This is a genomic window from Caldanaerobius polysaccharolyticus DSM 13641, from assembly GCF_000427425.1.
Lineage (GTDB): Bacteria > Bacillota > Thermoanaerobacteria > Thermoanaerobacterales > Caldanaerobiaceae > Caldanaerobius > Caldanaerobius polysaccharolyticus.
Genome location: NZ_KE386494.1, coordinates 211940 through 231938, shown reverse-complemented (window position 1 = coordinate 231938; position 19999 = coordinate 211940). Strand labels below are relative to the sequence as shown.

The following is a 19999-nucleotide window of genomic DNA, read 5'->3' as shown; positions in this document are numbered from 1 at the left end:
ATTGACATTAAAATAAAGCTCTATAAGTTTTCTTATAGAGCTTTATTTTAATATGTTTATGTCTTTTTTCAATAGATATACGGTTTTTCCCTCTTGCGTAATGGCCATGACATAATTGCTATTGTCGTTTACAAGGCTTTCTATATTGTCTTCCATGTCGTCTACTATGTTGACCACCTGTCCTTTTGCCAATTTTCCGCTGGGATTGAAGTTTAGTCCATCGTAGCTGTAAGTTATTGCGTTATCGTTGATCACCAGTGCTTTGCCCATTATAAAAGCTGAGATTTTAGGTTCCCAGTAAAATACCTCACTTAGTGCTCTGGATTTTACGAGTTTGTAATCTTCATCCTGAGGAGCGCTTACAGAATCTGATGCATTGGATTTTAGTAATTTTTGCTGTGCTGTAACTATTATCCTTAAATTGCCTTTATCTGTTATTTTTATATCCGAATTCTCCGTTAACTTCAACCATGTGGAATTGTTTTTACTGTCAAAGGCTTCGCTCCAGTCCGCTTCATAATCTTTATTGGCACTAAAAACCAACTTTACGCCTTTATCGCTGATCTGGTACATTTCGGCCAGGGTGGTTTTATAAAATGCCCCCATTTTCTCATCCAGTTCCTCTTCCAAATATACAAATCTATCTTCATCGCCAAAGTTAATTACCTCTACGGCGTTTATCGGTAGGATGTTGTTTATCCCTTGAAAGTATTCATAGCTTTTGCCATTTTTGCGATAGATGCACAAAGAGCCTTTGTCAGGCGGCAGGGAAATTGCCACTATGAGGTCATCGGCTTTGTTTCCAAATATCCTCCCTTTTTTCACAATAGTTTTTATTTTTTCCTTATTCCAATCGATATTTAGGTTTTTCATGGTTGTCAGCGCTATTTTTTGCAGTGCTTCTCCTCTGTGAGTTGAAGAAATGTGAAAGTAGGTATTTACATCTTGCTCTGATATGGTAGCATGAACATCTGTAGATAATACAGGGTATATCCTTTCTCTTTGCAGGTATAAAAATGCGATAATAAGCATAGATCCTACCAGCACTGTTATCCATTGCCTTTTTAAAGCGTACATTTTACCACCTCGCGTTTCTACACTTATGTATATTGAGGCTAAAATCCTTTTATTCATATTGAATTTTCAGTTGATATATAATAATATTTAAATGAAAGGATGATAGCGATGCAGGTATACCTTGATAACAGTGCCACAACAAAGCCTTATAAGGAAGCAGTGGAAAAAATGATTGATGCGCTGAATGAGCACTTTGCCAATCCTTCTTCTATGTACCGTCCTGCTATGGAAGTGGAAAAAATGGTTGACGAAGCGAGGCAAAGCGTGGCCAGGGTAATTGGCGCTAGAAAAGAGGAGATATTTTTTACATCCGGTGGCACGGAGGCCAATAACATGGCTATTAAAGGAGCTGTGCATTTTTTGAAAAAGCGCAAGCGCCACGTTATAACTACTGTGATAGAGCATCCCTCTGTTTTAAATACAGTAAAGAGGCTGGAACATGAGGGTTTTGAGGTACAATATGTGAGTGTTGATTCAAACGGGATAGTTAATTTAGATGAGATAAAGGACAGCATACGGGATGACACGGCGATTATAAGCGTCATGGCTGTGAACAACGAGGTAGGCAGTGTTCAACCCGTGGCGGAAATAGGAGATATAGCAAAGCAAAAGGGCGCTTTATTTCATGTAGATGCCGTGCAGGGCTATGGTAAAGTGGACTTGGATGTGACGTCGTTAAATGTAGATATGATGTCGCTGAGTGCCCATAAAATCCATGGTCCCAAAGGCTCAGGGGGCCTTTACGTGAGGAAAGGTGTGAGGATTGAACCCCTTATGGACGGCGGGGGCCAAGAAGGCGATATGCGGTCGGGTACAGAAAACGTACCGGGTATAGTGGGATTTGGCGTTGCAGCTCGCATATCCTGGGAAAATGCCGTAAGATACAGGGAATACATGATGTGTTTAAAAAAGCGCCTGTGGAATGGGTTAAGGGAGAATGTGGAGGATTGCTTTGTAAATGGCCCGCCGGTGGAAAAAGGAGCGCCTCATATACTCAACGTTTCATTTTTGGGCATAAGAGGGGAAGTGCTGCTACATGCTCTAGAAGAAAAGGGTATATACGTGTCAACGGGTTCCGCATGTTCTTCTCGCAAAAGAGGAATAAGCCATGTGCTAAAAAGCATGGGATTGCCCCAGGATAGGATTGAAAGCGCTATAAGGTTTAGCCTGTGTCCTTTGAACACAGAAGAAGAAATAGATTATACGGTAGATGTATTAAAGGATATAGTTTTGGAATACAGAAAATTTTATCGGAGGTAGCTGAATGCTTTACTTGATTAAATACGGGGAATTAGCTCTTAAAAAACAGAATAGAGGGTATTTTGAGAAAAGACTGGTTGAAAATATAACAGAGCGCTTTGGAGCCAAAGGTGAAGTCAAAAGAGAAAACGGCAGGATTTTCTTAAGGACAGATCTGGACAAAAATCAGGTGATAGACAGGTTGAAAAAGATTTTCGGCATCGTAGGTATTTGCCTAGCGACGCAGGTAGAACTGGATTTAGACAAAATGGCGTCAAAGGCAGTTGAAATTGCCGGTGATATGTTTAAAAAGGGTTTTAAGACCTTTAAAGTGGAAACTAGAAGGCCCAATAAGGCTTTTCCTTATAAAAGCCCTGATATAAATGCCACAATAGGGGCGAGGGTGCAACAAGAGGTAGAAGGCCTTTCGGTAGATGTCCATAAACCCGATTTTATCATAAACGTAGAGGTGAGAGAGGAAGCGTATATTTACAGTGAAGAAATACCGGCAGCCGGTGGGTTGCCTTTGGGAACCAGCGGAAAAGCCTGTTTGTTGCTGTCAGGGGGCATAGACAGCCCTGTGGCTGGTTGGATGACCATGAAAAGGGGTGTCGAGATAGTAGGGATACACTTTCACAGCTTTCCCTTTACCAGCGAGAGGGCAAAAGAAAAAGTCATTGACCTCACCCGGGTGTTGTCCATGTACGCTGGCAGCATTAAGCTTTACGTAGTGCATTTTACTGATATACAAAAGAGCTTGTACGAAAATTGTCCTCCTAAAATGATGACGATTTTGATGCGCAGGATGATGATGAGGATAGCTGACAGGATTGCCAAAAGAGAAGGGGCTCTTGCCTTGGTGACGGGTGAGAGCATCGGGCAAGTTGCTAGTCAGACCATTGAAGCCATGTACGTCACGAATGCTGTAACGGATTTACCTGTATTCAGGCCGCTCATAGGGATGGATAAGCAAGAGATAATAGCGCTAGCCAGAAAGATAGGCACCTATGACATATCGGTGTTGCCTTACGAGGACTGCTGTACTGTATTTGTACCAAAACATCCTCTGATAAGGCCCAGGTTGGACGATGTGGAAAAAGCGGAGAAGGTGCTGGACGTAAACGGAATGGTTGAGGATGCTTTGGGTAAATTAGAGTTGTTGCAGATTAAAGGTGGTGAGTGATATGATGTGGAATAACTGGTGGAGCGGCGATGGCTGGTGGGGATATATGCACATGTTCGGCCTGGGAGGATTAATAATGATGATATTTTACGTGCTTATAGTGATACTGGTGGTTTACTTGCTTGTGAGGCTTTTACAGGGTGGAAGGTCCTACTACGACTACGACGGTAATAGGTTAAGTAGAAAAAGCGATCCCTTGGACATACTTAAGGAGCGTTACGCTCGGGGAGAGCTGACTGATGAGGAGTACGACAGGATGAAACAAAAGCTGAAAGAATGAGAGCCGCAAGGCTCTTTTTTTACGCTTATTGGATGTATAAATTATTTTAATGTACATATTAAATATTTTAATACGTGAGTTGACATTATTTACAAACAAAACTATAATGTATTCAGAAAATAAAAATATTAATAAATATGGGGAAGAGGTGTTGTATTTGAAGAAGGAAGTGCTGGGTCTCTGCCCTATATGCGGTGAAAGACTGGAAGTAACCCACTTGCACTGCCCTCAATGCGATATAGACATCAAAGGACAATTTGAACTCTGCCGATTTTGTCACCTGACCAGAGAACAAAAGGAGTTTCTAGAGGTTTTTATCAAATGCAGAGGTAATATAAAGGATGTGGAAAAAGAACTGGGCATTTCATATCCCACGGTTAAAAACAGGTTAGAGAATGTGATATCAGCACTTGGGCTAGACGACACAGCTTACACGCCTGCTGACGACTTCAATAGAAAAATGGGGATACTGGCTAAACTGGACAGAGGAGAGATTTCGGCCAGTGAGGCGATTAAATTGTTAAATGATGGGAGGTAAAGTGGATGGATGAGGAAAAGATGATGATTTTAAAAATGCTGGAAGAAGGGAAAATAAACAGCAAAGAGGCGATGCTTTTGCTACAGGCCCTGGGAGAAGATAAAAAGACAAAAAGAGGAGAGAGCTTTGAAGAAAAAATCGAGCAATTGAACAGGTGGGGCGAGGATTTTGGAGAGAAAATAGGGAGCATTGGTGAAAGCATAGGGGAAAAAGCGGCTAGTCTCGCCGAGCGGTTTATAGAGAAATTCTTAAGCGGAACTGGTATCAAGTTGTTTGATATATCGCCTTTTAACGGTATGGTTCGCGAATTAAGTACGACGAAGTCCTGGGCTAACATACCTGAGGGTTTAAGTATAGATGTCAATGGATTAAACGGTAAAATAGAGTTACGGGTATACGGCGGGGATGAATTAAGAGCGCAGCTGAATTGGGGTGTAAGGTCGGACTTTTATACAGAAGTTGACGGTGATTTAACAGGCATTAAAATAGTCGATATGTTGAACTCAGAGAAAGATCCTTACTTTTCAGTAGGTTATGATAAAGACATGACAAAGTACTTAAACATTATTTTGTGGCTTCCTCATAAGGACTACAAAAAGGTCCATTTAAGGACGTCCAACGGGAAAATATGTATAGAAAAACTTACTTGTTTAGAATTAACCGCAGAATCCAGCAATGGAAGGATAGAAGTCGTAGATGCAAGATCTGATGAAGTAAAATGCAAGACATCCAATGCCAAAGTATCTCTTGATACCCTTTACGCATCGAGTGTCCTTGTGATGAAATCTAACGGTAAAATAGAGTGCACCAGTAGTGAAATAGGGGACGTAAACTTTATCACGTCTAATGGGAGTATTGGGCTTGTTAGTTTAAAAATGATGCAAAAGCGCAACGGACGCATAGAGCTTACCAATTCTAATGGCAGTATAAGCCTTGGCATTTTAGATGGTGACGACAGGGCTTATGAAATAGGGCTTTCTACCTGTAATGGGCGGGTTACAGTGGCTTTAGGCAATATAAATTACTCAGGAAAGAATAGCTTTAAATATAAGAGCAAAGATTATGAATTGGCGCAATCTAGCGTGAACATCAAGGCGATTTCCAGTAATGGCAGTATAAGTGTATATCGAGAGACGCCTTGTGAAAAGAAAGTTGTGATATAATTAGATGTAATTGAGCTATTTACTTGATTTTTATAGAGAAAGTGGTGTAGCGCTTGATTTTACCTGATGCTTACCTTAAGAGAATGAAAGAACTTTTAGGGAATGAGTACAATGATTTTATACAAAGCTATTACAGCGAAAGGTGTTACGGGCTAAGGGTTAACACCTCCAAGGTGGCTGTAGAGGATTTTGCAAGAATATTTCCCCATGAGCTTCAAAGGGTGCCATGGTGTCCAACCGGTTTTTACTATGAAAAAGGTATAAAACCCGGCAAACATCCTTACCACGCTGCAGGGCTTTATTATGTTCAAGAACCCAGCGCTATGGCGGTGGTAGAGGCACTGTCTCCACAGCCTGGAGAGGTTGTGTTGGATATTAGTGCCGCACCTGGAGGTAAAGCTACCCATATAGCGAATAAAATAGGGGAAAAGGGATTGTTGGTAGCTAATGAGATAAATCCGCTGAGGGCCAGGGCGCTGGTTGAAAACATTGAAAGGTTAGGGATTAAAAACGCTGTGGTGTTAAACAATTCTCCGGATAGTCTTTTACATTCATTTAAAAACTTTTTTGATAAAATCGTAGTGGACGCACCGTGTTCTGGTGAAGGGATGTTCAGAAAGGATCCGGAGGTCTGTTACTCCTGGTCTGAGGGTATGGTTAGATCCTGCTCGAGGACACAAATCAGGATACTGGAGGTTGCTGCAGACCTGCTAAAACCGGGAGGGCTTATGAGTTATTCTACGTGCACCTTTTCGCCTGAGGAAAACGAACAGGTGATATCTCAGTTTCTTAAAAGACGACCTGATTTTGAGCTGATAGATGTGCCTGTTAGCAGGTTGTTTTCAAGAGGCAGGCCTGATTGGGGCGATGGCAATCCCCAATTGGCCAAGTGTATGAGGTTGTGGCCCCACAGAATAAGAGGAGAAGGGCACTTTATAGCGATTTTAAAGAAACTGGAAAGTGATGATATAAGATATACAGGTAACAAGAGCAACAGTAGAATGTTAAAAACAGGTGATGCTAGGTTGCAGTTTTTCTACGATTTTTGCCGGGAAACCATGGCGAAGCCTTTTGACGATGGTAGAATAGTGACAATAGGGGATGATGTATACCAGGTGCCAGACCTTTTACCTGATCTTAGAAATTTGAAGGTATTGCGCTATGGCTGGCACCTTGGGCAGTTGAAGAAGGGCAGATTTGAGCCTTCCCACGCTATGGCTTTATCGTTGCGTTTTAATGACGTCCTGCGGTATGTTGACCTAGAATCCGATGGAGAGGCAGTTATGAATTACCTACGGGGACAGCCAATAGAATTGTCGGGGGATATGGCCAGAGAAAAAGGATGGTTACTGGTGTGCGTTGACGGTTTTGCTTTGGGCTGGGGAAAGGTTGCTGGGGGAATTTTTAAGAACCATTATCCTAAAGGGCTTAGGATTGATTGGTAAAGGAGACAAATGTGTTGACAAAACATGGCGTTGGCAATAAAATATAAGCAATATTCTAATATTTTGCAAAAGGGGGAATATCGCAGTGATATATATATATGATTCTGTACTAAGGGATGGCGCGCAAGCTGAGGGTATTTCCTATTCTGTGGAAGACAAGTTGAAAATCGTCAAAAAATTGGATGAATTTGGTATAAGCTTTATAGAAGCAGGAAATCCGGGGTCTAACCCTAAAGATGCTAATTTTTTTAAAAGGCTGAAGGAGATAAAGTTAAAAAATGCTAGAATTGTCGCCTTTGGCAGCACCAGGAGACCAGGAATAAAGGTAGATCAGGACGCCAATGTGCAGGCGCTACTGCAAGCAGAGGTAGATACGATATGTATATTCGGGAAAAGTTGGGACCTGCACGTCACAGACGTTTTAAGGTCTTCTCTTGAAGAAAATTTAAATATGATATACGAGACTGTATCGTTTTTTGCCTCAAAGGGATATGAAGTCATATTTGACGCTGAGCATTTCTTTGACGGTTATAAAGCCAACAAGGAGTATGCGATAAAATCTTTAAAGGTAGCGGCAGATGCAGGCGCTAAATGGGTAGTGCTCTGCGATACCAACGGCGGCAGTTTTCCCGATGAAGTGCGCGAAATTGTTCGGGAGGTTGTAAACAGCATTCCCGTGGCTATAGGCATCCATGCCCATAACGATTCTGAATTAGCTGTTGCCAACTCTATTGCAGCTGTTAAAGCCGGTGCTTCGATGGTCCAGGGATGTATCAACGGTTATGGCGAGAGGATCGGGAATGCCAATTTGTGCTCTATAATTCCTGCTCTTCAATTGAAGATGGGATATAAATGTATACCTGAGGATAATATTAAAATGCTTACATCTGTTTCAAAGTTTATAAGCGAAGTAGCCAACTTGCAGCACGATAACAGGATGCCGTACGTCGGGGATAGCGCATTTGCGCATAAAGGCGGCATGCATATAGATGCAGTGCTGAAGAATTCCAGGACATATGAACACATCGATCCTGAGGCAGTGGGCAATGAAAGGCGTATCCTTATGTCTGAGGTGTCGGGCAAGAGCACAATACTTTCCAAGATAAAAGAAATAGAGCCCACGTTAACCAAGGACTCCCCAGAGACCAGAAGGATAATAGATGAATTAAAGAAAATGGAATACGAAGGTTATCAGTTTGAAGGAGCAGAGGGATCGTTTTACCTGATCGTTAAAAAGATTTTGGGGAAATTTAAAAAACACTTTGACATCAGGTACTTTAAGGTTATCGATCAGATACCGTGGGATTTAAATACAAGCGCCACAGCTATGGTTAAGGTAGCGGTGGATGGTGTAGAAGAGGTCACTGCCGCTGAGGGCAATGGACCTGTAAACGCTCTAGATGCAGCGCTTAGAAGGGCTCTGGAGTACTTTTACCCTGTGCTGAAGACGGTAGTGCTGACGGACTATAAGGTAAGGGTATTGAACAGCGACGGAGCTACTGCTGCAAAGGTAAGGGTTTTAATAGAGAGCGGGGACGGAGAAGAGCGCTGGAGTACCATGGGCGTTTCTACAAATATAATTCAGGCCAGTTGGGATGCATTGGTAGATTCCATTGAATACAAGTTGGCAAAAGAAGAGGAAAAGAGGAAAAATTAAATGTTGACAGTGGGAAAAATTTTTCCTATAATAGTTGTGTGTAAAAATTTTATAGATTGCTCTTAAGTTTTTTTATGGCAATACGATATTTATAAGTGAGGTGATTGAAAATAAAAGTCACTATTAAAGATGTGGCTAAGCGTTCTGGTGTTTCTATTTCAACTGTGTCCAGGGTTTTGAATAATTCCAAACCCGTTTCTCCTGAGATAAGGCAAAGGGTACTTGAGGCCATAAGGGAGACAGGTTATAGGCCTAACCTGTTGGCTAGGGGTCTCGTCTTGAGGAAGACGAATATCATAGGAATTATCGTGCCTGATATATCTAACGCCTATTACTCAGAGTTGGTTAAGGGTACCGAAGAGATTTCCAACATGTACAATTACAGCATATTGCTTTGCAATACTTACGGCGAGCTCAAAAAGGAGATGGAGTACCTCAATCTGTTGACAGAGAAACAGGTAGACGGAATCATATTTATGACCACAAACCTCACGGAGGAACACGTCAGGTGGTTTAAAGAGAATGATGTAAAGTCGGTTTTTGTAAACAGGCACATTGAGGGCATGGATATCCCTTATGTCAGCATAGATAATTATAACGCAGCTTATGATGCTACCAATTACCTCATAGAGCTAGGCCATGAGAAAATCGCTTATATCGGCGGTCCGCTGTCTGATGAGATATTAGGGATGAAAAGGTTTGAAGGATATAAACAGGCTCTTTATGATGCCGGAATAGATTTTAGACAGGAACTGGTGCGTGTGTCTAAGATCGGCATAAAGAGCGGTTATGAAGCCATGGGAGATATTCTCGATGTTCACAAGGATATAACGGCGGTGTTTGCGGCCAATGACATCATGGCTATAGGTGCTGTAAATTGTATTCTGGATAGGGGTTATAAGATACCTCAGGATATCTCTGTAGTCGGCTTTGACGATATACCTTTTGCTTCGATAATAAGGCCGGCGCTTACCACGATCAGGCAGCCTATATACGATATAGGTGCGGTGGCTGCCCGAATGCTTATAAAGAAATTGAATGGTGAAAAATTGGACGAGATCTCTGTGAACTTGCCTTATCAGTTGATTGAAAGAGATACCAGTGCGAAAGCAAAAAAGAGAAGAAAGTGATTAAGCGGCGCAAGCCGCTTAAATACATAAAAAGGGGAGGTTTAATTTGAAAAAACAAGGGTTTAACTTATCTTTGAGCTTTACGTTGAGGCGAGAAATTATACTGTTGTTTGTATTATTTTTCACCATCATTTTATTTCTTTCACTTTTCACATATATCAACGTAATGATGAATATGGAAAACTTAAGCCACACCAAGAATATGGTCTCCAGCCAGATTGTAAAATTTAATATGCTGGCGGTTGAGGTTTCATCCTTTAACGATAATTTGAGTAATTATCTATCTGGCAATTATACGGCTCAGACTTTGCAATACGATGCTTCTAATATAGATAGCCAGCTAAAGGATTTTAAGGATACGCTGGAAGAAGCTAAAGGTACTGCTTATTACAATGACTTCAGTTCGAAGATGAATTCGTTGTTGGAGACCAGCAAGAACGTGTTGAATAACGCTAAAAAACTGTCCAATAACCCCGATAAAGACGCTAGTCTGATAGGCAGTATTATGGTGGATTCTAAGACCTTGTCGGATATACTGACGCAGTTTAATATAAGTTTCACGAAATACTATACCGATCGGTTTAATAGCATGATAGCCAATTATCAGAGGGTCAAGAGTTTTTCGCTGGTAATAGGGATAGCGGCAGTACTGTTGAGCCTTATAGGTGGTATAAGGCTTTTGGTAAAATTGAATATTTTTGTAAAGAATATCCACGAGAACGTTGAAAGCATAGAGCGCAGTGCAAAGAGCGTTTCCTCTAAATCCAGTAACATTCAGGAGATGTCTAAGAACAACACTATAAGCCTCAAAGAGGCTACGGATTCACTTAATTCACTGGTAGACGGTGTGAAGCAGATTACCAGTGGGGTTAGTGAAGTGGTACAAGCTATATCCACTGTGTCTACGGTAAACGATCAGCTGGTTTCTTCTTCTGACGCCTTAAAAGAGAGCGTTTCTGAAGCGGTGAATGAGATCAAAGAAATGTCCCATAGGGTAAAAGAGAGCAGCAAGAGTGTAGCTGATACAGTGCAAAGCCTTAATTTTATTATGCAGGAAATTGATTCCAGTTCAGAAGAGATAGCCACATTAAATTCCAAAATTCAACAGATTGGAGAGATCCTCAACGTCATACAGTCGATTTCTTCGCAGACAAACCTTTTGGCTTTAAATGCTTCTATCGAAGCGGCCAGAGCTGGAGCTCATGGAAAGGGATTTGCTGTGGTGGCTACGGAAATCAGAAAGCTTGCCAGTCAATCGGCAGAAAATGCCGACAACATCAATGCTATTGTAAAAGACGTAATGGAGTACGCTTATAGAGCGTCGGCGAAAATAAGGGATAATCTATCCAAATCCAAGTCAGCAGTGGAAAAGGTATACGCTGTAAACGGCCTTTTTAAGAGGATAATGGAGATTTTCGATACCATAACTTCAATGGTAGCCAGTGTGGAAGAAATATCTGCGGAAAATGTAGACAGTGTGAGAAAATCCCAGCAGGGAGTGGAACAGGTTATGGCTGTTTCAGAAGAGATTTCTGCGCAGGTACAGGAGCTGTTGGCTGCTTCTGAGCAAATCCAGGAAATGCTTAACGCTGTAAACGAAAACAACAGAAAAAATGTAAATGAAATATATGAACAGATAAACGATATAAATGTGCAGAATAAAAATTTGTCAGAGATTATGTCTGCGTTAAAGGCTATGTAATGCTGAATATATACTTTTAGATATTACGTCAGCCATATCCATGACCAGGTTAAGCCGGGTATTGCGCAATGAGTACATATCATCATATACGTCCACAATGCCCACGATGGAAATTTCACCTACAGGGGGGAGGTTTTTCCCAACCCCTTTTCCCGGAAACAATGGCTGATCCTTTATACATATGTCACCTATACTGGATGGTTCCCCAAGACATGCATCTATAGCCACAATACGGGATTGAGGGTGTTTTTTCCTAACAAGGTGGAGCGTTTTTACTATGTTGACAGCGTGAACCGGTTCTTTTAACGTGCCGTAGACCATGAGATCGCGGTGCATCTTTGTAAGTTTGTCTCCGACCAGGGGACCTAATGCGTCTCCTATGTATTTATCGGTTCCGATGCACAGAAATACGTCGTTATATCCTATAAAAAGGCGCTGGAGCATTTTAGCTAAAAAGTTAATGGCTTGGGGATGAGTGTGATTTATTCTCTCATCGATGTGGGATGTATAGGCCATTTTCTCATCTCCTCATCTATTTCATTTATTAATAAATATATTCCAGACGAATAAAAAGTGTACTTAAAGGATTTAAAAACTTTAAGTACACTTTTATATTGGCGCTATTTAAATATGGGGTTTACGGTGTAGGAGATGACGTTTCCTTTTACGTAGATGTTGATGTATACATTGCCGTGAATGTTTTTCAGAGAGCTGTTAGATAAACCGTTGGTGGATATGTACCTTATTCCGTCGTTGACAGTGGTGTATACCCTATCATAGCCGTTTTGAAGTATCCAGACATTTTTGCCGCTGTTTTTTATGTTCATCAATACGTCTTCAAATAATCGAGATTCTTCCGGATCTTTGAAGCCACCTGTTCCCCATACGTTGGTGGGCAGTACTATGAATACGTTGTCGGTCTTAACCTTTTGAAGCTGATCTTTAAACCATGGCCATTGGGCAGGATCTGTGTCTTTGATGCCGCCTTTGGAGGTGTTCAGAACTATAAAAGTAGAATTTCCGTATGTATATGAGCCTTTGTTTGTGGTGACGATAGGAGTTATGTTCAATTCTTTTAACAAATTGCTTTCATTATCCCCCATGGCTACGACCAGCGTATTGTTTTTATTGGCTTCCTCTATGAAATTCCTTAACATCAATAGGTCAAATAAGGTTTTTACTTTTGTTTGACCTATGACAGCTATTTTGAGGTCCGGATCTGTTATCTCTCGATTGCCTTTGTCTATGTCTATAAAATTAGTAGCCTGAGGCAACTGGCTTGAGTCGAATTGGGAACCTGTACCTACTTTGACGGGTATGTTTAACCTGTATCCCATGAATTCTACAGAAATAGCACCTGTTCTGTTGTATTTGCCCGCTATAAACGCAATACCGTCGACAGTACCTACGTCGCCGTAGATTTTGTAATTAACGTCTTTTAAGGTCAATTGCGCTCTTTTTCCTCTGCTGTCTTTTGCGTATATAACTACATCTTTTTTCTGACCTGGGTTTGCCACGATTGAAGATGCTTTTAATTCTGCCACATCTTCAAGGACGTTTATGGAAATACTGCTAGATATGTTTTCGTAAACCGCTGATATCACCGCAACGCCTGGGGAGTCAGGCGTAAACACATTGCCGTCCATAGTTCCTGTAGAGCCTTGTACATTAAATGTTATTTTGGATGTATCGATGTTTACAGGGTTTTCATGGGAATCCAATGCGACTACCTTTATAGTCCTTGGCACGCCGGGGTATGTGTTGTAATCATCTGCTTTTAACACCAGTTTTGCCACGCCACTTGAGGGTGCCGTGCTGAATATCCCAAGACCGCTTACTACAGGTCTTGTCCAATTTCCCTGACTTCCATTGGCTACAGTTATTAATTCAGTATCGCCGTAAGGCCTTGCTACCATGGAAGAAGATCCTCCGCCGTCAAAACTCATGGCATTATATGCCCCCAGAGATTTCATCTCCTGTGCCAGTTCATTATACGTCAGGCCTATAGAGTTGGGCTTACTCTTGTCTACGACCAGCAGGATGATGTAACGCTTGTCCTGGGTATAACCTATAGCTGTCCTGGCTGCCTGAGAATTGTAGGATGGAAAAGCGTTTTTGTTAGATGGTGGCGGGAGTACCTTGCCCTCTTTTACCAGCATAGAACCTCCGCCTAAAGCTGTCTTCAAATTTTCTAATAGAGGGGATGCTTGAATTTTAACCCCATCGCCGGGCTTTAACTTTAGCAGAAAATTCCTCTTATCTGCATTGGAAGAAGCCAGTACATATCCTCCTACAGGTATGTTGGCAGGGGGTTGTCTGTCCCTTACTTCTACGACAGTGTTGTCTTGATCTACTATAACTTCTACCATTCCTGGAAATCCTTTAGATACTCCGTAAGTGGTGTCCCTCCACATCCTGTCGTATAAGGTGATATTGTTGAAATCACTGAATTTGTTGACGCGGTCTATAGGCGCACTAGTGCCATCAGGGGCTACAACTTTCAAACCTACGGCATTCCAGAGGGAAATATCGGGAATTTTATCAGATGTAAGGCTGAAGGTTGCAAAATCTTTACCAGGATCAGAGTACGATATTATGCGGTTGTCGCTTATAATAACCCCTATGGGTTGGGAAGGGACGTTGCTGGAAGCTGGATCAAAGAAATTCCCGTTTACGGCGGCTAGGGCACCTGATGTGGTAGCCATTTGTAGCACTGTTTTTTTAGTTGATAATTTGTTATCATTAAAAATTGCATTGAGGGTTATGTAAGGGTTGTGCAGGTCTACTTTTAGCACGCTGAGGTATAGCCATCCCGCTGTGGTATATTTTGTTATGTATTGCCGCGTAACGCCTTCTGTTACGATTTCGGTCTGTACTCTTGTGTCCAGTGCGCTATAGCCAAACGCCGGTTTTAAGTTTACAGTAAACATTAATGATGCCATAACCAGCAGGAGTGACTTTAGGATGAATTTTTTCATAACAATACCTCCTAATTTAGACAAAAATGATCACGATGTGGACGCATTTATTGTACAATATAAACGATAGCTGTATGTTACAATGGTATTACATTTGAGTTACAAAATGGTATATACAAAATAAAGAGAAAATAACAGTTATAGAGAGATATTAAGAGAAAAAAGGCAAAAACATGAGGAAAATAGTTAATTTCAGTTGAATATTACAGTTGAAATTTATATGTTTATTTAGTAAAATATATAGTGCTGCTCGGGGCGTGGCGCAGATGGGAGCGCGCGTGGTTTGGGACCATGAGGTCGGGGGTTCAAATCCCTCCGCCCCGATTTTAAATTGAATAAATAAGGCCCCGTGGTCAAGTGGTTAAGACATCGCCCTTTCACGGCGGTAACATGGGTTCGAATCCCGTCGGGGTCACTGTAGTATGCTGGCATAGCTCAATGGTAGAGCAGCTGACTTGTAATCAGCAGGTTGTAGGTTCGAGCCCTATTGCCAGCTTTTTTATTTTTATTCAGATGTAAAAAGGGCATAAAAAAACAGGCTTTTTCAGCCTTTACGCAGTGGAGGGAGATGGATTCGAACCATCGAAGGCCAAGCCAACAGATTTACAGTCTGCCCCCTTTAGCCACTTGGGTATCCCTCCGTATTCACGACTTATATAATAACACGGATAAGCGGCTTTGTCAATATAAAAATTTCTATCCAAGTAGACATACTTATATAAATATGTTATACTATAAGTCGATCTAATGCGATAAATAAAGATAAAGGTGGTGTATAAAGACAAATGGCAAGATCGTTTTTTACTTCGGAAGCTGTAACTGAAGGTCATCCTGACAAGATATGCGATCAGATATCCGATGCTATTCTAGATGAGATAATAGCTAATGATCCCGACGCAAAGGTTGCTTGCGAGACGGTTGCAACTACAGGTATGGTTCTTGTCATGGGTGAGATAACCACATCTTGTTATGTGGATATACCCCGTATAGTGAGAGAGGTTATTGCAGATATAGGCTATACCAGGGCTAAGTTCGGTTTTGATGCAGAAACCTGTGCTGTTATTACATCTATAAAAGAGCAATCGTCGGATATTGCTATTGGAGTTAACCAGTCTTTAGAGTTGAAAAAAGGGATTGATGAAGATAAAGAGTTGAGCATGATAGGGGCAGGAGATCAGGGCATGATGTTTGGCTACGCGTGCAATGAAACCCCTGAGCTGATGCCTATGCCTATAATGTTGGCACAAAAGCTGGCTAAGAAACTGGCAGATGTGAGGAAGAGCGGAGAGTTGGGCTATTTGAGGCCTGACGGCAAGACCCAGGTAACTGTAGAGTACAATGACGGTAAGCCCACCAGGGTGGATGCGGTGGTGGTGTCAACTCAACATGCACCGGAAGTAGATCACGATACGATTGAAAGGGATATTATCCAGCACGTGATTAAAGCGGTGATTCCGCCGGAATTATTGGATGAAAATACCCGGTATTTCATCAACCCCACGGGAAGATTTGTAATTGGAGGGCCCCATGGCGATACAGGTTTGACAGGAAGGAAAATTATAGTGGATACATATGGCGGTTTTGCAAGACATGGAGGAGGAGCATTTTCTGGAAAAGATCCTACAAAGGTAGATCGTTCTGGCGCTTTTGCGGCCAGGTATGTGGCTAAAAACATCGTAGCTGCGGGGCTTGCTGATAAGTGCGAGGTGGAGTTGGCATACGCTATAGGCGTTGCCCGTCCTATTTCTATCTCGGTAGATACTTTTGGAACAGGGAAAGTGAGTGATGAGCGCTTAGTCGACTTGATAAAAGAGAATTTTGATTTAAGGCCTGCCGCGATCATCAAAGCATTTGACCTCAGAAGGCCTATTTACAGGCAGATTTCAGTATACGGGCCTTTTGGGCGCACTGATCTAGATCTCCCATGGGAGAAGACGGACAAAGCCGATATTCTTAGGCGTCAGGTGTTAGGTTGTTAAAAAAGGGCTTTTGCCCTTTTTTTATTATTTTTTAAATCTAAAGAAATGGGATTCGGGGTTTTTAAAAAAAGCAGTGTTTTTTGTTGGTAGGAAGAAAAATAAATTAATATATTTGCTTTGTTTTTAAAAACCGAACATTTGTTCTAATAACACTTATAATATAATATATAGTTATCCCGGGAAATCTGAAAGGGCCCGAAGGAGTTTCGCGATGGATTACATCGATGAACTGGCGATTAAAGGAAAAGAAGGCGACAAAAAAGCCGTTGAGGTGCTGGCGCAGAGGTTAAAGCCCCTTATTGTGTCTTGTGCCTGTAGATACAATCGCTATGAGGTTGAAGATCTAATACAAGACGGGTACGTGATGTTGCTTGAGTGCGTAAAAGACTATGAAGTACAAAGAGGACCTTTTCTGGCGTATTTCAAGACAAGGCTTAAGTACTATATTCTGAACCAGCTGCGAAAGGGCAAAGAGAGCCTGCCTCTTATAGAAGGCTTGGTATCATCTTCTGATGAAAAAGAGACAGAGATGTTTGAAGCCATGGAAATCGCTGATCTTAAGAAGGCTTTGATGACTTTAAGCCCTAAGCAGAGAGACGTCATAATACGTTACTATTTTAAAGGAGAAACGTTAAGTGAAATCGCGAAAAGTTATAAAAAACACTACATGAGCGTCGTAAGGTTAAAAGAGAGGGCTTTGGACAAGCTGAAAAAACAGTTGATAAAATAATTTAGAGGGTGAGGGAGTACCTCTACCCTCTAAATCAGCTTTGATACAAAATTTTTTATCCGCTCTGTAGCCCTGGTTATTTTATCAATAGAATAAGCATATGAAACCCTTATAAATCCTTCGCCGCTGGGGCCAAAAGCGTTGCCGGGTACTACCGCAATTTTTTGTTCTCTTAAAAGGCGATGACAGAATTCTTCAGAGGAAAGACCTGTTTTCTTAATAGAAGGGAAGATATAAAAAGCCCCCTTGGGCTCAAAGCAATCCAAGCCCATTTCTCTAAATTCTTTTACAATCAGCTTTCGCCTAAGGTCGTAAGTATTGCGCATTTTCACTATGTCGCTCTCGCATTTTTTGAGACCCTCTATAGCGGCCAATTGCGCCATTATAGGAGCGCATATGGTGGTGTACTGATGGATCTTGTTCATAGCCTCTATAAATCCATGTGCAGCAGCGATGTAACCCAGCCTCCAGCCTGTCATGGCAAAAGCTTTTGAAAAGCCATTGATGACTATCGTTCGTTCTTTCATGCCCGGCAGTGAAGCTATGCTTACGTGGTTTCCATCGTATGTGAGCTCACTGTATATTTCGTCTGATATAACTATGATGTCGTTTTGAACGATCACATCGATTATTTTTTCCAGGTCGTCTTTTTTCATTATGGCGCCTGTGGGGTTGTTGGGGTATGGAAGTATTAGCGCTTTTGTTCTTGAGGTTATTTTCGCTTTAATGTCGTCAGGAGTTATTATAAAATCGTTTTTGTCGTCGGTAGGTACGTATACGGGGACACCTCTTGTAAGGGCAACGCACGGGGCATAAGAAACGTAACTGGGTTCTGGTATGAGAACTTCATCGCCATCGTTGAGCAGGCATCTCAACGCCAGATCTATAGCCTCACTGGCGCCTACGGTGATCATTATCTCTGTGTCAGGATCGTAATCTAGTTGGTAGTGGTTTTTTAGAAATTGAGATATGGCAATCCGCAGCTCTATGAGCCCTAAATTAGAGGTGTAAGTAGTCTTGCCGCTATCGAGGGATTCAATGCCTTCTTTCCTGATCAGCCATGGGGTTGTGAAATCTGGTTCACCTACGCCTAATGATATTATGTCTTTAGCATTTATCACCAGATCAAAAAACTTTCGAATTCCGGAAGGTGGAATATTTTTTACCACGTCTGATATGTACTTGTCGGTGTTCATGGTGTTACCACCAATCTCTGGTCTTCAGGTCCATCGGTGAAGAGAACACCCTCTTGCTTGTATTTTTTCAGTATAAAATGGGTTGCTGTACTCAATACGCCGTCTAAAGGAGCCAAGCGTTCTGCTACAAACAAAGCGATCTCTTTCATCGTTTTTCCCTCTACTTCTACTGCCAGGTCGTATCCCCCTGATACCAGTGACACCGATGTCACTTCATCAAACTGGCATATTCTTTCAGCTATGGCGTTAAAGCCATGTCCCTGTTGCGGTGTGACCCTTACTTCTATTAAGGCGTGAACTACGTCTTTTTGCGTTTTTTCCCAGTTAACCAGTGCTCTGTATTTTAAAAGCACCTTGTCATCTTCCAGTTTTTTAATTATATCCTTCACTTCGCTAAGATCTAGTCCTGTCATTGCGGCGATTTGTTCGTCGGTGAGCCTGCTGTTTTCGTAGAGGAGCTCAATTATGTCCAAACATTTGTCCATTGTAGCAACCTCCTGATTTTTTGATTTTTCTGTAATAGTATTTAAGCTAAATTATATAACAATCCATGGGTACAATCAAGGCAAAATTAAACCCACCACCAGTTAAGGCGGTGGGAAAGCGGCAGATTTAGTTTTTATTTAAATTAGAAAACGCCTTTAGCAGTTCGATGGGCAATGGGAACAGTATTGTGGAGTTTTTTTCAGCAGCGATCTCCGGCAACGTTTGCAAATACCTCAATTGCAGTGCAGCGGGTTCTTCAGAGATAAGCTGCGCTGCTTGTAATAACTTTTGCGCTGCCTGGTATTCGCCGTCTGCTGAAATGATTTTGGCTCTCCTTTCCCTCTCTGCTTCAGCTTGTTTAGCCATAGCCCTTTTCATGGTGTCAGGGAGCTCCACGCTCTTTATCTCTACCGCGGTTACTTTAATCCCCCAAGGGTCAGTGTCTTTATCCAGCAGTTCTCGCAGTTTCTCGTTGAGTTCGGCCCTCTTTGTGAGCATTTCGTCGAGTTCATGCTGGCCTAAAACGGACCTGAGTATAGTTTGGGCGAGCAAAGTGGTGCTCTGGGTATAGTTTACCACCTGTGTTGTTGCCAGGATGGGGTTGGAAACATTGAAGTACACCACAGCATCTACCATAATGGGGACGTTGTCCTTTGTGATGACCTCCTGCTTTGCCACATCGATTGTTAAGGTCCTTAAATCGATTTTCCATACCCTGTCGATTCCAAAAGGGAAAATGACGTTAAGTCCAGGCTGCAATAATCCGCTGAGCTTTCCGAATCTGAATAAAACGCCTCTTTGGTATTCTGCTATTATTGAAACCATACCTGGAAGCAATATAAACGGTACAATGATCAAAACTACACAAATTACCGCATACGCGTTTTCTAAACGGCTTAGGCCTTTTAGCGCCATGATGTCTGCAAAGCCCCAGGCTAAAAACGATGCCAGCATGAAGTAAAAATTGGCGTAAATCTTGCGGGTTAACGCTATTGCCATCCAGACAATCCACCAACCGGTTTCAATCAAAAAAATTACCATCAGCGCGGTTGTAGCGAACTGGAAATTCATATTATATCCCCTCGCTTTTCTGCCGCTTGGATTAATTATAGCATATATTTGTATAAGTGACCAGGAATTTTGAAATTTGTAGCTGTTTACGTTTGCGAGCGGATGATTTTATGGTATAATTAAAAACTGTACATTTATACTGTAG

Annotated in this window: 17 protein-coding genes and 4 tRNA genes; 14 read left to right on the top strand and 7 right to left on the bottom strand. The window is 41.8% G+C overall.

From position 1 onward, the window contains the following. Window positions 1–42: 42 nt before the first annotated feature. The gene (locus tag CALPO_RS0102085) at window positions 43–1077 is read right to left on the bottom strand and encodes a hypothetical protein (RefSeq protein WP_026485845.1); all 1035 of its coding nucleotides are present in this window, start codon (window positions 1075–1077) and stop codon (window positions 43–45) included. 108 nt (window positions 1078–1185) lie between these two features. On the opposite strand from CALPO_RS0102085, the gene CALPO_RS0102080 reads away from it, so the two are divergent. The 9 genes from CALPO_RS0102080 (at window position 1186) to CALPO_RS0102040 (ending at window position 11414) form a co-directional block, all read left to right on the top strand. Then, window positions 1186–2337 (top strand): cysteine desulfurase family protein, encoded by a 1152-nt coding sequence (locus CALPO_RS0102080; RefSeq protein WP_026485844.1) that lies wholly within the window; start codon window positions 1186–1188, stop codon window positions 2335–2337. A 4-nt stretch (window positions 2338–2341) separates the two neighbouring features. Further along, entirely contained in the window at window positions 2342–3499 is a 1158-nt protein-coding gene (gene thiI, locus CALPO_RS0102075) for a tRNA uracil 4-sulfurtransferase ThiI (protein ID WP_026485843.1), read from the top strand. A 1-nt stretch (window position 3500) separates the two neighbouring features. Further along, window positions 3501–3779, top strand: coding sequence for an SHOCT domain-containing protein (locus CALPO_RS0102070; protein WP_026485842.1), 279 nt, complete (start codon window positions 3501–3503; stop codon window positions 3777–3779). A gap of 157 nt (window positions 3780–3936) precedes the next feature. After that, the gene (locus tag CALPO_RS0102065; RefSeq protein ID WP_026485841.1) at window positions 3937–4317 is read left to right on the top strand and encodes a DUF2089 domain-containing protein; all 381 of its coding nucleotides are present in this window, start codon (window positions 3937–3939) and stop codon (window positions 4315–4317) included. Window positions 4318–4322: 5 nt separating this feature from the next. After that, entirely contained in the window at window positions 4323–5480 is a 1158-nt protein-coding gene (locus CALPO_RS0102060; protein ID WP_026485840.1) for a DUF4097 family beta strand repeat-containing protein, read from the top strand. A 53-nt stretch (window positions 5481–5533) separates the two neighbouring features. Then, the gene (locus tag CALPO_RS0102055; RefSeq protein WP_026485839.1) at window positions 5534–6925 is read left to right on the top strand and encodes an RsmF rRNA methyltransferase first C-terminal domain-containing protein; all 1392 of its coding nucleotides are present in this window, start codon (window positions 5534–5536) and stop codon (window positions 6923–6925) included. Window positions 6926–7004: 79 nt separating this feature from the next. After that, window positions 7005–8582 carry a citramalate synthase gene (cimA, locus tag CALPO_RS0102050; protein ID WP_035171984.1) on the top strand — a complete coding sequence of 526 codons (1578 nt, stop codon included), beginning with the start codon at window positions 7005–7007 and terminating at the stop codon, window positions 8580–8582. A 104-nt stretch (window positions 8583–8686) separates the two neighbouring features. Continuing rightward, window positions 8687–9712, top strand: a complete 1026-nt coding sequence (locus CALPO_RS0102045) for a LacI family DNA-binding transcriptional regulator (protein WP_026485837.1) — start codon at window positions 8687–8689, stop codon at window positions 9710–9712. 46 nt (window positions 9713–9758) lie between these two features. Beyond that, window positions 9759–11414, top strand: coding sequence for a methyl-accepting chemotaxis protein (locus CALPO_RS0102040; protein WP_026485836.1), 1656 nt, complete (start codon window positions 9759–9761; stop codon window positions 11412–11414). On the opposite strand, the gene yyaC is transcribed toward CALPO_RS0102040, so the two are convergent. Together yyaC and CALPO_RS0102030 are read right to left on the bottom strand one after the other, a co-directional pair. Further along, window positions 11400–11930: a spore protease YyaC gene (gene yyaC, locus CALPO_RS0102035; protein WP_245589873.1), complete on the bottom strand. Its 531-nt coding sequence runs from the start codon at window positions 11928–11930 to the stop codon at window positions 11400–11402. The two genes, CALPO_RS0102040 and yyaC, sit on opposite strands and share 15 nt — an antisense overlap. A gap of 104 nt (window positions 11931–12034) precedes the next feature. Further along, window positions 12035–14392: a phosphodiester glycosidase family protein gene (locus CALPO_RS0102030; protein ID WP_026485834.1), complete on the bottom strand. Its 2358-nt coding sequence runs from the start codon at window positions 14390–14392 to the stop codon at window positions 12035–12037. 251 nt (window positions 14393–14643) lie between these two features. Between CALPO_RS0102030 and CALPO_RS0102020 the strand changes: the two genes are divergently transcribed. The 3 genes from CALPO_RS0102020 to CALPO_RS0102010 all read left to right on the top strand — a co-directional run bounded on the left by CALPO_RS0102020 (window position 14644) and on the right by CALPO_RS0102010 (window position 14888). Then, a tRNA-Pro gene (locus tag CALPO_RS0102020) sits at window positions 14644–14716 on the top strand. Window positions 14717–14735: 19 nt separating this feature from the next. Continuing rightward, window positions 14736–14807: transfer RNA gene (locus CALPO_RS0102015), tRNA-Glu, on the top strand. Window positions 14808–14816: 9 nt separating this feature from the next. After that, window positions 14817–14888 (top strand) — tRNA-Thr (locus tag CALPO_RS0102010). Between the two features lie 63 nt (window positions 14889–14951). Here CALPO_RS0102010 and CALPO_RS0102005 read toward each other — a convergent pair. After that, window positions 14952–15033: transfer RNA gene (locus tag CALPO_RS0102005), tRNA-Tyr, on the bottom strand. A 144-nt stretch (window positions 15034–15177) separates the two neighbouring features. Between CALPO_RS0102005 and metK the strand changes: the two genes are divergently transcribed. Together metK and CALPO_RS0101995 are read left to right on the top strand one after the other, a co-directional pair. Further along, on the top strand, window positions 15178–16371 hold the full coding sequence (metK, locus tag CALPO_RS0102000) for a methionine adenosyltransferase (protein ID WP_026485833.1): 1194 nt from the start codon (window positions 15178–15180) through the stop codon (window positions 16369–16371). A gap of 211 nt (window positions 16372–16582) precedes the next feature. Continuing rightward, window positions 16583–17101, top strand: coding sequence for a sigma-70 family RNA polymerase sigma factor (locus CALPO_RS0101995; RefSeq protein ID WP_026485832.1), 519 nt, complete (start codon window positions 16583–16585; stop codon window positions 17099–17101). Window positions 17102–17130: 29 nt separating this feature from the next. On the opposite strand, the gene CALPO_RS0101990 is transcribed toward CALPO_RS0101995, so the two are convergent. The 3 genes from CALPO_RS0101990 to CALPO_RS0101980 form a co-directional block, all read right to left on the bottom strand. Further along, entirely contained in the window at window positions 17131–18297 is a 1167-nt protein-coding gene (locus CALPO_RS0101990) for an aminotransferase class I/II-fold pyridoxal phosphate-dependent enzyme (protein WP_026485831.1), read from the bottom strand. After that, on the bottom strand, window positions 18294–18782 hold the full coding sequence (locus CALPO_RS0101985) for an Lrp/AsnC family transcriptional regulator (RefSeq protein WP_026485830.1): 489 nt from the start codon (window positions 18780–18782) through the stop codon (window positions 18294–18296). Before CALPO_RS0101985 ends, CALPO_RS0101990 begins: the two co-directional genes overlap by 4 nt. Window positions 18783–18909: 127 nt before the next feature. Further along, the gene (locus CALPO_RS0101980; RefSeq protein ID WP_026485829.1) at window positions 18910–19854 is read right to left on the bottom strand and encodes a slipin family protein; all 945 of its coding nucleotides are present in this window, start codon (window positions 19852–19854) and stop codon (window positions 18910–18912) included. Window positions 19855–19999: the final 145 nt, after the last annotated feature.

Coding starts and splice junctions, on each gene's coding strand:
- CALPO_RS0102070 (WP_026485842.1), top strand. CDS start 3,501: ATGATGTGGAATAACTGGTGGAGCGGCGATGGCTGGTGGGGATATATG.
- CALPO_RS0102085 (WP_026485845.1), bottom strand. CDS start 1,077: ATGTACGCTTTAAAAAGGCAATGGATAACAGTGCTGGTAGGATCTATG.
- CALPO_RS0101980 (WP_026485829.1), bottom strand. CDS start 19,854: ATGAATTTCCAGTTCGCTACAACCGCGCTGATGGTAATTTTTTTGATT.
- CALPO_RS0102060 (WP_026485840.1), top strand. CDS start 4,323: ATGGATGAGGAAAAGATGATGATTTTAAAAATGCTGGAAGAAGGGAAA.
- metK (WP_026485833.1), top strand. CDS start 15,178: ATGGCAAGATCGTTTTTTACTTCGGAAGCTGTAACTGAAGGTCATCCT.
- CALPO_RS0102080 (WP_026485844.1), top strand. CDS start 1,186: ATGCAGGTATACCTTGATAACAGTGCCACAACAAAGCCTTATAAGGAA.
- CALPO_RS0102030 (WP_026485834.1), bottom strand. CDS start 14,392: ATGAAAAAATTCATCCTAAAGTCACTCCTGCTGGTTATGGCATCATTA.
- CALPO_RS0101990 (WP_026485831.1), bottom strand. CDS start 18,297: ATGAACACCGACAAGTACATATCAGACGTGGTAAAAAATATTCCACCT.
- yyaC (WP_245589873.1), bottom strand. CDS start 11,930: ATGGCCTATACATCCCACATCGATGAGAGAATAAATCACACTCATCCC.
- CALPO_RS0101985 (WP_026485830.1), bottom strand. CDS start 18,782: ATGGACAAATGTTTGGACATAATTGAGCTCCTCTACGAAAACAGCAGG.
- CALPO_RS0101995 (WP_026485832.1), top strand. CDS start 16,583: ATGGATTACATCGATGAACTGGCGATTAAAGGAAAAGAAGGCGACAAA.
- thiI (WP_026485843.1), top strand. CDS start 2,342: ATGCTTTACTTGATTAAATACGGGGAATTAGCTCTTAAAAAACAGAAT.